This window comes from Bifidobacterium sp. ESL0732 (genome assembly GCF_029395535.1).
Classification (GTDB): Bacteria; Actinomycetota; Actinomycetes; order Actinomycetales; family Bifidobacteriaceae; genus Bifidobacterium.
In genome coordinates, this window is the sequence record NZ_CP113920.1 from 1,412,905 (window position 1) to 1,427,010 (window position 14,106).

9 protein-coding genes and 1 pseudogene are annotated in these 14,106 nt (G+C 57.3%); 1 reads left to right on the forward strand and 9 read right to left on the reverse strand.

Features of this window, described 5'->3' with window-relative positions:
- Positions 1-203: 203 nt before the first annotated feature.
- The 9 genes and pseudogenes from carB to OZX70_RS05560 form a co-directional block, all read right to left on the reverse strand.
- On the reverse strand, positions 204-3,575 hold the full coding sequence (gene carB / locus OZX70_RS05520; protein ID WP_277179717.1) for a carbamoyl-phosphate synthase large subunit: 3,372 nt from the start codon (positions 3,573-3,575) through the stop codon (positions 204-206).
- Positions 3,575-4,879, reverse strand: coding sequence for a glutamine-hydrolyzing carbamoyl-phosphate synthase small subunit (carA, locus tag OZX70_RS05525; RefSeq protein WP_277182124.1), 1,305 nt, complete (start codon positions 4,877-4,879; stop codon positions 3,575-3,577). The genes carB and carA overlap by 1 nt, the downstream gene beginning before the upstream one ends.
- A gap of 480 nt (positions 4,880-5,359) precedes the next feature.
- A pseudogene (gene nusB, locus OZX70_RS05530) lies at positions 5,360-5,827 on the reverse strand (transcription antitermination factor NusB); the annotation flags it as partial.
- Between the two features lie 98 nt (positions 5,828-5,925).
- A complete protein-coding gene (gene efp / locus OZX70_RS05535) occupies positions 5,926-6,492 on the reverse strand; it encodes an elongation factor P (RefSeq protein WP_277179719.1) in 567 nt (188 codons plus the stop codon).
- Between the two features lie 193 nt (positions 6,493-6,685).
- Positions 6,686-7,888: an elongation factor Tu gene (gene tuf, locus OZX70_RS05540; RefSeq protein WP_277150714.1), complete on the reverse strand. Its 1,203-nt coding sequence runs from the start codon at positions 7,886-7,888 to the stop codon at positions 6,686-6,688.
- Between the two features lie 170 nt (positions 7,889-8,058).
- Complete coding sequence (fusA, locus tag OZX70_RS05545; protein WP_277179721.1) at positions 8,059-10,188, reverse strand: elongation factor G; 2,130 nt, start codon at positions 10,186-10,188, stop codon at positions 8,059-8,061.
- 34 nt (positions 10,189-10,222) lie between these two features.
- Positions 10,223-10,693, reverse strand: coding sequence for a 30S ribosomal protein S7 (gene rpsG, locus OZX70_RS05550; RefSeq protein WP_277147056.1), 471 nt, complete (start codon positions 10,691-10,693; stop codon positions 10,223-10,225).
- A gap of 5 nt (positions 10,694-10,698) precedes the next feature.
- A complete protein-coding gene (gene rpsL / locus OZX70_RS05555) occupies positions 10,699-11,070 on the reverse strand; it encodes a 30S ribosomal protein S12 (RefSeq protein ID WP_277141808.1) in 372 nt (123 codons plus the stop codon).
- Between the two features lie 347 nt (positions 11,071-11,417).
- Positions 11,418-12,434 carry an adenosine deaminase gene (locus OZX70_RS05560; protein ID WP_277179723.1) on the reverse strand — a complete coding sequence of 339 codons (1,017 nt, stop codon included), beginning with the start codon at positions 12,432-12,434 and terminating at the stop codon, positions 11,418-11,420.
- A 168-nt stretch (positions 12,435-12,602) separates the two neighbouring features.
- Here OZX70_RS05560 and OZX70_RS05565 point away from each other — a divergent pair, with 168 nt between their 5' ends.
- The gene (locus OZX70_RS05565) at positions 12,603-14,012 is read left to right on the forward strand and encodes an aldehyde dehydrogenase family protein (protein ID WP_277182125.1); all 1,410 of its coding nucleotides are present in this window, start codon (positions 12,603-12,605) and stop codon (positions 14,010-14,012) included.
- The last annotated feature ends 94 nt before the right edge of the window (positions 14,013-14,106 follow it).

Here is a 14,106-nt window from a genome sequence, read left to right on the forward strand (position 1 = left end):
CTCGACACTTTGGACAGATTCTACAATACCGTATCGAATGAATATCAGTCGGAGCGATGTCAACAATTGACTATGTTTTCAATGTGATTGCCAAGTCAATTGTCGACATCACGTCCACTGGTACCGTTCACGCCTCGATACCTTTGGCGCGAGAGCACTTTATCGTATTACATTATTATATTACTTTCAGGATTCTTTTTAAATTACTCCATATCGGAGGCGAAGAGCTGCTTCGCGTGCTCCTGTATGCTCATCACCTGGTAGTCGTTGGCCTTGACCGCTTCGATGGCCAGCAAAACAGCAGAGAACTCGGTGATGGTGGTGAACTGCGGAACGTCGGCAATCACAGCCGAGGCACGGATGGCGTAACCGTCGGAACGGGAACCGCGGGTGCTCGGGGTGTTGAGGACCATATCGATTTCGCCGTCCTCAATCATCTCAACCGGGTTCTTGCCGATGACGTCATCGCCGTAGCGTTCGCGCAGCTTACGCTTCTCATCCTCGGTGGCATTAAGCTTGCTCACCACTTTGGACTCGATGCCATAGCGGCGCAGCACGGAAGCAGTGCCGTCGGTGGCGCACAGGGTGAAGCCGAGCTCATGCAAGCGCGTGGCAATCAAAGGCAGCTGACGCTTGTCGGTGTCAGAAACCGAGAGGAACACGTTACCGTGCGTAGGCAGACCACCTTCGTAGGCAGCAAGCTGGGACTTGGCGAACGCGTGCGGGAAATCGCGGTCGAAGCCCATGACCTCACCTGTCGAGTGCATCTCAGGCCCGAGCAGCGTGTCAACAGAACGGCCAGCCTCGGTGCGGAAACGCTTGAACGGCAAGACGGATTCCTTGACAGCGACCTGCTGGCCGGAACGAATGGTGCCGCCGTCGCCCTTGGGCAGCAGCAAGCCACGTTTGCGTTGATCGGCAATGGTCTCCCCCACCATGATGCGGGCCGCCGCCTTGGCCAGCGCCACGCCGGTCGCCTTGGAGGCGAAGGGAATGGTGCGGGAAGCGCGCGGGTTGGCCTCGATGACATAGAGCGTGTTGGCCATGTAGGCGAACTGTACGTTCATCACGCCGCGTACGCCACAACCTTCGGCGATGGCAAGTGTTGCCTTGCGCAGACGCTGAATCTGGTCATCGGAAAGCGTGGAAGGCGGCAGGGTGCAGGCCGCGTCGCCGGAATGGACACCGGCTTCCTCGACGTGCTCCATGATGCCGCCGATGTAGAGTTCCTTGCCGTCGTAGAGCGCGTCCACATCGATTTCGATGGCGTCCTGAAGGAACTTGTCGATCAGCAGCGGCGAAGGCAGACGGCCGGAAACCACTGAGTCGGCCTTGGCCTGGTCAAGTGCGCGATCGACATATTTCTCGAGCTGGGCATCGTCGTAAACAATTTCCATACCACGCCCGCCAAGCACGTAGCTCGGGCGCACCAGCACCGGATAGCCGATGGAATGGGCAGCTTCCAGTGCCTCTTCAATGTTGAGCGCGGTGCCGTAGCGAGGAGCATTGAGCTTTTCGCGACGCAGTACTTCGCCGAACAGCTCGCGATTTTCGGCCAGATCAATGGACTCAGGCGAAGTGCCCAGAATCGGGACGCCAGCGGCCTTGAGACGTGCGGCCAACGAAAGCGGGGTCTGACCACCGAGCTGGACGATGACGCCCTTGATGGGGCCGAGCTTCTTTTCGGCTTCGTAAATCTCCATCACATCTTCGAAGGTGAGCGGTTCGAAGTAGAGCCGGTCGGACATGTCGTAATCGGTGGAGACCGTCTCGGGGTTGCAGTTGACCATGATGGTGTCATAGTCCTTGCCAAGCTCCTGCACCGCGTGCACACAAGTGTAGTCGAACTCGATGCCTTGGCCGATACGGTTGGGGCCGGAGCCGAGGATGATGACGGCCTCGCGATCGCGCGGCTTCAGTTCGGATTCGTCGGCGTAGCAGGAATAGTAATACGGTGTGACCGCATCAAATTCGGCGGCGCAAGTGTCGACGGTCTTGTAGACCGGACGCAGGCCATAGTTGTGGCGCAGCTCGCGAATCGTATTCTCGCCCTCGTCGCCCAAGTGACGCAGATGCGCAATCTGCAGATCGGAGAGTCCGGCCAGCTTGGCCTTCTTCAACAGCTTCGGCGACAGGATTTCCGTGAACCGGACCTCCATCGCGGTCTGGTTGATCAACGCGAACTGCTTAAGGAACCACGGGTCGATCTTGGTGGCGTCGTAAAGCTGTTCGAGAGTGGCACCGCCCCACAGAGCGCGCTGCACCTGAAGGTAGCGGTTTTCGGTAGGCGTGCGCATATCTTCAAGCAACTGGTCGACCTCGGCCTGGTCGGGCTTGGTGCCGTCCCAGCTGAAGCCCATGTGGCGCTTATCGATGGAACGCATGGCCTTGCCCAGCGACTCCTGGAAGTTGCCACCGAGAGCCATCGCCTCGCCCACCGACTTCATCGAAGTGGTCAACGTCGGGTCGGCGCCCGGGAACTTTTCGAACGTAAAACGCGGCACTTTGGTGACCACGTAGTCGATGGTCGGCTCGAAGCAAGCCGGTGTGGACTGGGTGATGTCGTTGCGAATCTCGTCCAAGCTATAGCCGAGCGCGAGCTTCGTGGCGATTTTGGCAATCGGGAAACCGGTGGCCTTCGAAGCCAGAGCCGATGAACGGGAGACACGCGGGTTCATTTCGATGACGATGATGCGGCCGTTTTTCGGATTGACGGCAAACTGGATGTTGCAGCCGCCGGTGTCGACGCCAACGCCACGGATGATGGCGATGCCGATGTCGCGCATACGCTGGTATTCACGGTCTGTCAGAGTAAAGGTCGGGGCCACCGTTATGGAATCGCCTGTGTGCACACCGACCGGGTCGACGTTTTCGATCGGGCAGACGACCACGACGTTGTCGTTACGGTCGCGCATGAGCTCGAGCTCGTATTCCTTCCAGCCTTCGATGCCCTCTTCGATCAGGACCTCGTTGGTAGGCGAATAGTGGATGCCCGCACCGGCAATGCGGTGCAGTTCCTCCTCGTTATGCGCGATGCCGGAACCCAAGCCGCCCATGGTGAAACTCGGGCGAACGACGACCGGGAAACCGAGCTTGGCGACGATGGCATCGACTTCTTCGAGGGTATGGGCCACGTCGCTGCGGGCGGATTCGCCGCCGACGGATTCCACGACCTTTTTGAACTGTTCGCGGTCCTCGCCGCGATCGATGGCCGCGAGCGAGGCGCCGATGAGTTCGACGTGGTATTTGTCGAGCACGCCGGCTTTGCCCAAAGCTTCAGCAGCGTTCAACGCGGTCTGGCCACCGAGTGTCGGCAGCAGGGCATCTGGGCGTTCCTTGGCGATGATTCGCTCGAGAATCGGCACATCGATTGGCTCGATATACGTGGCATCGGCCATTTCCGGATCGGTCATGATGGTGGCCGGGTTGGAGTTGACGAGGATGACGCGGATGCCTTCCTCGCGTAGCACGCGGCAGGCCTGGGTTCCGGAATAGTCGAATTCCGCGGCCTGCCCGATGACGATGGGGCCGGAGCCAATGACCATGACAGATTTGATGTCCTGACGTTTCGGCATTACTTGTTCTCCTTGTCAGCGGCGGCGGTTTGACCGGTGGTGTTGTTATTCGGCTGCGATAGTGATGTCGGTGTCGCGAGTACGGATGAGACCGGCTCCCCAGCCTTGTGGGCACGCATCAGCTCCACGAAGCGATCGAAGAGATAGGCGGCATCGTGCGGACCTGCGGCGGCTTCAGGGTGATATTGCACCGAGAAGGCAGGAATATCAACGCATTGCAGGCCTTCAACCACATCGTCGTTCAGGTCGATATGGGAAACAAAGACCTTGCCGAATTTACCGTTATCATACGGCGATTCCAGTATCTTGCCGATTGGGGCATCGACCGCGAACCCGTGATTATGGGCGGTGATCTCGACCTTTCCGGTGGTCATATCCTTGACCGGCTGGTTGACGCCGTGATGTCCGAACTTGAGCTTGTAGGTGTCAAAGCCGAGCGCACGTCCGAAAAGCTGATTGCCAAAGCAGATGCCGAAGAAGGGGTATCCGGCATCGAGGACCTGGCGTAGCAGATCGACTTCGGGGACGGCTTCTTCCGGGTCGCCCGGGCCGTTCGAGAAGAAGACTCCGTCGGGATTTAAGGCTTTGATTTCGTCGAAGGTGACGGTGGACGGCACAACGTGCACACGACAACCGCGCTCGGACAAGCGATGTGGTGTCATCCCTTTGATACCAAGATCAACCGCGGCCACAGTGAACAGGGGTTCTTTGCCTTCGAAATCACCGCTGGGCTCGACAGTATAGGTCTCGTTGGTGCTCACATGGTCGTAAAGCCTAGCTCCCTGCATCTTTGGCGAGGCTAGGACTTCCTGCAGCAACGCATCAACAGGACGCAACGCACCCGTCGCTTCATCAAGCAACGCATCACCCGAGAAAATACCGGCGCGCATCACGCCTGCACTGCGCAGATGACGCACCAGTTTACGGGTGTCGATATTGCTGATGCCAACGATATTGTCGCCTTGGAGCTCGTCATCAAGGCTGTCGTTCGCCCGCCAATTGCTCACGTTCGGACTGGGTTGACGCACAACGTAACCGGCCACCCAGACTCGCTTGGATTCGGGGTCCTCGTCGTTGACCCCTGTGTCGCCAATATGCGGGAAGGTCTGCACAACAATCTGCTGATCGTAGCTCGGGTCGGTTATCGTCTCCTGATAACCGGTCATGGCCGTCGCGAAAACAATTTCACCGAACGTCGAACCAAGCTTGCCGTAAGGCTTGCCTACATAAAGCTGGCCGTCTTCCAACAACAGCACAGCATCATCCTTAGAATACTGTGCGGCTGTTGCTGCTTGCTGACTCACCACGAGTCCCCCTTGCTCCGGGCCCGTGTGCGGACTCGGAAATAACTGGACCGGAAAAACAAATTCGCGGCCCGGCCACCGTACCGCGGTCAGAACTAATTACACAATTGTTGAATCATTGTCGCCATCTGGTGGCAACGGTTGTCCCTCACCAGCCGAATCAGGCTGGATCGGTACGTCATTGGGTGATGACGAATCGCTGAGGTCATCGCTTGAAACTTTGGTTTCTGCAGAATCTGCATCACCAAAAGTTGATACTTCTCCTGAGCTTCCATCTTCGCTCGTTAAGTTGGCAGAATTAGCCGAAGTATCCGGCTCGTCTACAGACATTGAATCGATATTTTCTTCATCAGAAGATTCGGCACCATCCGCTTCTGGTTCGGTTTCGGGTGCAGTCTCAAACGGCACACCATCACCTTTGCCGGAAATGCCGCGGGATTGGAGGAAACCAGGAGCGGTAGGCGAGTTGAGTCGACGCTCCGCGGCTTCACGTTCCGCCTTCTCCTTGGCCTCGGCTTCGTGCGCAGCCTTGATGCCGGCAAGAACCGAGTCCTTGTCATCGCAAATGGCGCTCAGCAGACCATGAATAAACGCCGGCGAATCATCATCGGAAAGGGTCTTCGCCAATCCCAATGCCTCGTCGATGGCAACCCGATCGGGCACATCGTCGTTGAAGAGAATCTCCCAAGCGGCAATCCGCAGAATGTTTCTGTCGACCACAGCCATCCGGCGCAGAGGCCACTTCGTGGAATGATCTTCAAGCGCCCGGTCGATACCGGCTCGCTCATCGGCCACACCGTGGACAATCTGAATGGCGTAATCAGGCAACGGAGTCTGGGCCCCTGGTTCGGCAATGCGTTCGGCGAGCAGCGACGGAATGTCCTGCCCCTTCTCATCCGCTTCGTAGAGCGTATTCAGCGCCCGTTTGCGAGCTGTCGAACGTGCCATCTAGCCAGTTGCCTCCCAGTCAAGTCTTCGCGGATTACCGCTAGCAAATATAGTATTCCGACTTGGGTGACGTCGTCGCGCCAAGCCGGAAAGGAAAATCAGTTGTTTTCGCGTCCGAGGTAGGAACCGTCGCGAGTATCGACCTTAACCATTTCGCCTTCGCCCACGAAAAGCGGCACCTGGATCTCGGCACCGGTTTCGACGGTGGCAGGCTTCGTACCGGCGTTTGAACGGTTGCCCTGTACGCCAGGCTCGGTCTGCGTGACCTTGAGCACGACGGATGCAGGAAGCTCAACGCTCAGCGGAGTGCCGTCGTGGAAGCTGATGATGCAGTCGGTGCCCTCAAGCAGGTACTTCGCCTGATCGCCGACGAGCTCCTTGGGAATGTTAACCTGATCGTAGGTGGTCATGTCCATGAAGACGAAGCTGTCGCCTTCTTCATAGGAATACTGCAGCGTACGGTTGTCAACGGTTTCGAAGTCCATCTTCATGCCGGCGTTGAACGTCCTGTCGACGATCTTGCCCGAGAGCACGTTCTTGATGGTGGTACGCACGAAAGCCGGACCCTTGCCGGGCTTGACGTGCTGGAATTTCGTGACGGTCCAGAGCTGTCCGTCCAGGTTCAATACCGACCCGTTTTTGATGTCATTACTAGTTTGTGCCACGTCTCGTCACCTTAGTCATTTACTTTTCAAACGATTTGCATTCCATAAAATGCCTCAGCAATTATGCCACGGCGTGTGTACAGCAGACAAGTCGGATGTTGTCTGAATTTCACTTATAGATACAGTTGTGCCCCACACCTTTCGGTGCAGGGCACAACAATAAGTAAGTAAATCTACAACTTATGTTCTAGAACTACTCAATCACCTTGGTGACACGGCCTGAGCCGACGGTGTGGCCGCCTTCACGAACTGCGAAGGTCAGGCCCTCTTCCATCGCGACGGGCTGAATCAGCTCGACGGAGAAGGTGGCGTGATCGCCAGGCTGAACCATCTCAACGCCTTCCGGCAGCGTGATGACGCCGGTGACGTCGGTGGTGCGGAAGTAGAACTGCGGACGATAGTTGGAGAAGAACGGCGAATGACGGCCGCCCTCATCCTTCGTCAAGACGTAGACTTCGCCCTCGAACTTGTGGTGCGGGGTCACGGTGCCGGGCTTGGCCACAACCTGGCCGCGCTCGACGTCGTCACGGTTGATGCCACGGAGCAGCAGACCAGTGTTGTCGCCAGCCTCGGCCTCATCCATCTGCTTGTGGAAGGTCTCAATGGAGGTGACAGTGGTGGTCTGGGTCGGACGAAGGCCGACGATCTCTGCCGGGGCGTTGACCGGGATACGGCCACGCTCAACACGGCCGGTCACCACGGTGCCACGGCCGGAGATGGTGAAGACATCTTCGATAGGCATCAGGAACGGCTTGTCAAGGTCGTGGACAGGGGTCGGGATGTAATCGTCGACGGCGTCCATGAGTTCCTTGATGGTCTGGACCCACTTGTCGTGATCCGGAGCGTCATCATGCAGAGCGCCATAGGCGGAGGTGCGGATGACCGGGCAGTCACGATCGAAGCCGTTTTCTTCGAGGAGGTCGCGGACCTCTTCTTCGACGAGTTCGATGAGCTCTTCGTCATCGACCATATCGCACTTGTTGAGCGCAACGAGAATCTTCGGCACGCCTACCTGGCGAGCGAGCAGAACGTGCTCGCGGGTCTGAGCCATCGGGCCATCAGTGGCGGCGACCACGAGGATCGCGCCATCCATCTGAGCGGCGCCGGTGATCATGTTCTTCACGAAATCGGCGTGGCCGGGGCAATCCACGTGAGCATAGTGGCGCTTGGCCGTCTGATACTCGATGTGGGCGATGTTGATGGTGATACCACGCTGCTTCTCTTCAGGAGCAGCATCGATCTGATCGAAGTCATACTCCGGGTTGAGGTCGGGGTACTCTTCGTGCAGCACCTTCGAGATGGCCGCGGTCAGGGTCGTCTTACCGTGATCAACGTGGCCAATGGTGCCAATATTAACGTGCGGCTTAGTCCGCTCGTACTTTTCCTTTTCTGCCATTACTTTGTCCTCCTGGACGTTTCGTAGTTATTCCCGAGCTTTTCAGCATCGAGATACTCGCTACAGTTTACTGGGTTTCTGGGTTACCTGCCACAAAGTGCCCGAACCCAGTCAGCGCTTGAAAATTCTAACGCCGACTGGAGACAGACACGCCTTGGGCGAAGTATTTTTTATTCGCCGCGCTGGGCCTTGATGATCTCCTCGGAGACCGCCTTCGGCACCTCTGCATACGAATCCATTTGCATGGTGAACATCGCGCGGCCCTGCGTCTTGGAACGTAGATCGCCGATGTAGCCGAACATCTCGCTAAGCGGGACCTTCGCCTCGATGACCTTGACGCCGGTAGCATCCTTCATCTCCTGGATGTTGCCACGACGGGAATTGATGTCGCCCATCACGTCGCCCATGTACTCCTCGGGCGTACGCACCTCAACGGCCATGATCGGCTCGAGGATGACAGGCTTGGCCTTCGGAGCAGCGGTCTTGAACGCCATGGAACCGGCGATCTTGAATGCGAGCTCTGAGGAATCGACATCGTGGATCTGGCCGTCGGTGACGGTCGCCTTGACGCCGACCACCGGGAACCCGGCGAGCACGCCGGACTCCATGGCTTCCTGCACACCAGCATCGATCGAAGGAATGAATTCCTTGGTGATGTGGCCGCCGGTGACCTCGTTGACGAACTCGTAGTCCTTGCCCTCCTCCGGAGGAATCGGCTCGAAGTTCATCAAGACCTTTGCGAACTGGCCGGAACCACCCGTCTGCTTCTTGTGGGTGTATTCCTGGTTCATAACAGCCTTGCGGATGGTCTCGCGATAGGCGACCTGCGGGTTGCCCACGTTGCACTCCACCTTGAACTCGCGGCGCATACGGTCGACGATGATGTCGAGCTGGAGCTCACCCATGCCGGAAATCAGCGTCTGGCCGCTTTCCTCATCGGTCTTGACCTGGAATGTCGGATCCTCGTCGGCGAGCTTCGCTAGAGCGATCGACATCTTCTCCTGATCGGCCTTGGTCTTCGGCTCCACAGCGACCTCGATCACCGGGTCCGGGAAGGTCATGGACTCGAGAGAAATAGGAGCGTTATCGGCGCACAGAGTGTCGCCGGTGGAGACGTTCTTCAGACCAACGAGCGTGTAGATGTTGCCGGCTTCTGCGGCGTCGACGGGGTTCTCCTTGTCGGCGTGCATCTGGAAGATCTTTCCGACGCGTTCCTTCTTGTCCTTCGTGGAATCGAGCACGGTGTCGCCAGGCTTGATGGAGCCGGAATAGACACGCACGAACACGAGTTTGCCATAGAAGGGGTGGGTCGAAATCTTGAAGACCAGCGCGGCGAACGGATCGTCCATCGTGGGCTTGCGATCGATTTCCTGGGACTCGTCACCGGGCTTGAAGCCGACGATGGCGGGAACGTCCTCAGGGCTCGGGAGGTAATCGACCACTGCGTCAAGCAGCGGCTGAATGCCCTTGTCCTTGAAGGCGGAACCGCAGAGAACCGGATAGGCCTTGCGCTCGATAGTGAGCTTGCGGATGCCAGCACGAATCTCGTCGTCGCTCATCTCACCGGAATCGAGGTACTTCTCCATCAAGTCGTCGTCGGACTCGGCCACCTGGTCGAGAAGCTCCGAACGATACTGCTCGGCCTTGTCCTTGAGATCATCAGGGATGTCGACGGTGTCGTAGTGAGCACCGAGATCGGTGGTGACGTCATTCCAGACGTAGGCCTTCATGCGAATCAGGTCGACCATGCCGACGAAGTCGTTCTCAGCGCCGATGGGCAACTGCACGACCAGCGGGGTGGCTCCGAGCTTCTTCTTGATGGTGTCGACGGAGTAGTAGAAGTCAGCGCCGAGCTTATCCATCTTATTGATGAAGCAAATGCGCGGCACGCCGTACTTGTCGGCCTGACGCCACACGGTTTCGCTCTGGGGCTCCACACCTTCCTTGCCATCGAAGACGGCAACGGCGCCATCGAGCACGCGAAGCGAACGCTCCACCTCGGCCGTAAAGTCCACGTGGCCGGGGGTGTCGATGATGTTGATCTGGAACTTCTTGTCGGGATCATGGGTCTGACGGTTCCAGAAGCAGGTGGTCGCAGCAGACTGAATGGTGATGCCGCGTTCCTTTTCCTGGGCCATGAAGTCCATGGTCGAGGCGCCTTCGTGCGTCTCGCCGATCTTGTAGTTCTTACCGGTGTAATACAGAATACGTTCTGTACACGTTGTCTTACCGGCATCAATGTGGGCCATGATGCCGATGTTGCGGACCTCATTGAGGTCACTGAGCACATCAAGTGCCATAAATGTTTCCTTACCCTAACTCGTCTGTCGAAAATTACCAGCGATAGTGAGCGAAGGCCTTGTTGGCCTCTGCCATCTTGTGCGTGTCCTCGCGGCGCTTCACCGAAGCACCGAGACCGTTGGAGGCATCGAGAATCTCGTTGGCGAGACGCTCGGCCATGGTCTTCTCACGACGCTTGCGGGAGAAATCGGTCAGCCAGCGAAGGCTCAAGGCGTTCGCACGGTTGGGCTTGACCTCGACTGGGACCTGATAGGTCGCGCCGCCGACACGGCGGGAACGGACCTCGAGGGACGGACGGATGTTGTCAAGCGCACGCTTCAAAACGGCGACGGGTTCCTGTTCGGTCTTCTCCTTGACCATGTCAAGTGCGGAGTAGACGATGTCTTCGGCGATCGACTTCTTGCCGTCGAGCAGGATCTTGTTGATGAGCTGAGCGACCACGGTGGAGCCGTAGATCGGATCAGGGAGCAGCTGATGCTTCTTGGATGGTCCTTTACGTGACATATCTCTTACTTCGCCTTCTTTGCGCCGTACAGGGAGCGTCCCTGCTTGCGGTCCTTGACACCCTGGGTATCGAGCGCGCCGCGCACGATGTGGTAACGCACACCAGGAAGATCCTTCACACGGCCACCGCGGACGAGCACGATGGAGTGCTCCTGCAGGTTGTGGCCCTCGCCCGGAATGTAGGCGGTTACTTCGATGCCGGAGCTCAGGCGCACACGGGCGACCTTACGCAACGCGGAATTCGGCTTCTTCGGTGTAGTGGTATACACACGGGTGCACACGCCGCGACGCAGCGGGCTGCCCTTCAAGGCCAAAGTCTTGGATTTCTTTGACTTTGCCTTACGTCCTTTGCGGACAAGTTGTTCTATAGTAGGCAACTTCAGTTCTCCGATTCGTTAATCATTATTTCTTGCGGAGCCGCCTCGCTGCAGCCCCAATCGACGAATCGAGTGAGACAGCCACAGTCCACCGGCCCGATGGCCCTTCGCTCTCCTGCCGCCGCATTGCTGCGCGCAATCTAACGAGCTAAAGGGATATCCCAATGCCCACGCCTGTTACATAAGGCATGCCACTGGCACACACAAGTTGATATTATAACACTCGGCGCGCGACAACACAGTCTGGGCCGAGTGAAATGGCCGGTATTCCGCGATGTTTTCGACATCTCGCGGAGTACCGGGCGGTTTACTTAGAACACTAAGGCGAGCCCAGTGCAATCCGTCAATCAGTTGTTGGCGATGTAGTCGTCAATCTGGGCCTGATAGAGGGCCTTCTTTTCGTCGCTGATCCATGAAATATCGAAGGAGTTACGAGCGATCTGGATGACCTGGTCGCGGGTGAGGTTGAACTGATCAGCCAAAGCGGCGTAGTTGTCGTTGATGTAGCCGCCGAAGTAGGCCGGGTCGTCGGAGTTGACACAGACCTTGACACCCTTGCCCAGTAGCTCCTTGATTTCCGTGCCCTTCATTTCAGGGGTGACGAAGGAGTTGGAGAGCGGGCAGGTGGTCATGCCGATGCCATGGTTGACCACGAACGCGACGAGATCCGGGTCCTCGACGATGTTGGTGCCATGGTCGATGCGCTCCACGCCCATGATTTCGAGGGCCTGACGGATGTGGTCGATGGAACCGACCTGGTCGATGTCGCAGTGGGCCGTCAAGTGTAGTCCGGCGGCTGCGGCGTCCTCATATTGGCGGGCAAACTTGAGCGGCGGATTGTTGTGCTCGTCGGAATCAAGGCCGATACCAAGAATCCAGTCCTTATACGGCATGGCTTCAAGCAGCGTCTTGCGGGCTGATTCCTTGGAGAAGTCACGCAGGAAGCACATCACCAGATCCGCGTCGACGTTCAACGCACGGGCGTCGACGATGGCGCGGTGCAGCCCGTTGATGACGGTGGCGAAGGCGATGCCACGGCTGGTGTGAGCCTGAGGGTCGAAGAAAATCTCAACGTGACGGATATTGTTGGCTGCGGCACGACGAAGATAGTCAAAGGCCAGGTCGTAGAAGTCCTGTTCGTGCTGAAGAACGTCCATGGCCGGATAATAGACAGCGAGGAACGATGCCAAGTCGTCGTATTGGTAGGTCTTGCGGACTTCCTCGATGGTGGTCTGTCCGATGTCGACGTTATTGCGCTTGGCGAGCTTGAGCTTGAGTTCCGGCTCCAGCGTGCCCTCAATATGAAGATGAAGCTCGGCTTTGGGCAGCCCATCGATGAATTCGCGTGTCACTTTAGTGGTCATTGAACATGCCTTTCCAGTTAAGTTGAACAGCACTGACACGATGAATGTATCACCCGCCCGGGCCAGAAAACCGATATTTTTGAGGTTACTGTCGCAAGCGTCATTCGAAGCGGAGATATAGAGTTAAGCCATATCGTCGGATGCAGAATAAAGGCAGGAATAATGGAAATGAAGGACACCGTGGCCGGACTCCACAAAGTATTTGAAACCGGCGTGACCCTGTCTTTGGCTTGGCGGCGGGAACAGCTTGGACGGATGAAACGCATGATTACGTCCCATCGAAAGGATCTCGAAGAGGCGATCTACCTCGACTTGGGCAAACCGGCGGCCGAAACCGCGCTCATGGAGATCAAACTCATACTTGATGAGATAAAGTTTCTCGAACCGCGTATCGAGCGCTGGAGTGGACGACACCATGTAGCCATGCCACTCTTGATGCAACCGGCGAGAAGCTGGACTATAGCCGAACCCAAAGGTGTAGTTCTGGTGATTTCTCCGTGGAACTACCCGCTGATGCTGAGCCTTGAGCCGATGGTCGATGCCATTGCGGCAGGCAATTGCGTGTGCCTGAAGCCTTCAGAGCTCTCTCCCAACACCAGCGCACTGCTGCAACGGTTAATAGGCGAATACCTCGATCCTCGAGCGTTTGCCGTAGTCCAGGGAGCCGTGCCGGAAACCACCGAACTGCTGAAACAGTCCTTCGACCATATTTTCTATACCGGCAACGGCAGGGTCGGCTCGATTGTGATGGAAGCTGCAGCGAAGCAGCTCACGCCGATCACACTCGAGCTTGGCGGCAAATCCCCGGTGTTTGTGGACGCGAGCGCCAATCTCGGCGTCGCGGCCGGACGTATCGCCTGGGGCCGCTTTACGAACGCCGGTCAGACTTGTGTGGCACCGGATTATGTCTTGACCACTCCGGAACTCGTCGAACCGTTGGCACAGAAAATCTCGGCTTTTACACGAAAGTTCTTTGGTGACAATCCTGCACAATCCGCAAGTTACGGACGCATCGTCAATACCAAACAATTCGACAGGCTCGCCAAACTGCTACCAGCCAACGGAAAAACGTTCAGCGGCGGTGAAACGGATCGTGAGCACCTCTATATCGCTCCGACAATTCTCACCGATGTCCGGACCGACGACCCGGTGATGCAGGAGGAAATCTTCGGACCGATTCTGCCGATTCTCGCCGTACACAATACTCGCGAAGCCGTAACGTTCATCAACAAACGTCCGAAACCCTTGGCGTTGTATGTCTTCACACGCTCGAAAGAGACCCGCATGCTTTTCGAACGGCATACCTGCTCCGGCGCGCTGGGCTTTAATCTGCCACTTGGCCACTTGCTTTCCAGCCGTCTTCCCTTCGGCGGAATCGGCGCGTCCGGCATGGGTTCTTATCATGGCAAAGCCGGATTCCTGGAATTCAGCCACGTAAAAACGGTAACCAGCAAGCCCACGTTCCCGGATACCTTGAGACTGGCTTATCCTCCATATTCCGCCAGAGTGAGTCTGCTGGCCGGCGATTTCCACCCCACCACACGACATTTGCATTTCCGAAATCCTACGGGCCGCTGAAGGCCTTTGGAATCGGCCCTGTCAGTAGGTCACCCACATAGAACAGCCAACGTCACAAGTCATGGCGGACGAACGAACGACGTCATGGTCTACT

Bases quoted from the DNA above. Each gene is read 5' to 3' on its own strand.
- carB (WP_277179717.1), bottom strand. From the start codon at position 3,575: ATGCCGAAACGTCAGGACATCAAATCTGTCATGGTCATTGGCTCCGGC.
- tuf (WP_277150714.1), bottom strand. From the start codon at position 7,888: ATGGCAGAAAAGGAAAAGTACGAGCGGACTAAGCCGCACGTTAATATT.
- fusA (WP_277179721.1), bottom strand. From the start codon at position 10,188: ATGGCACTTGATGTGCTCAGTGACCTCAATGAGGTCCGCAACATCGGC.
- rpsG (WP_277147056.1), bottom strand. From the start codon at position 10,693: ATGTCACGTAAAGGACCATCCAAGAAGCATCAGCTGCTCCCTGATCCG.
- OZX70_RS05560 (WP_277179723.1), bottom strand. From the start codon at position 12,434: ATGACCACTAAAGTGACACGCGAATTCATCGATGGGCTGCCCAAAGCC.
- OZX70_RS05565 (WP_277182125.1), top strand. From the start codon at position 12,603: ATGAAGGACACCGTGGCCGGACTCCACAAAGTATTTGAAACCGGCGTG.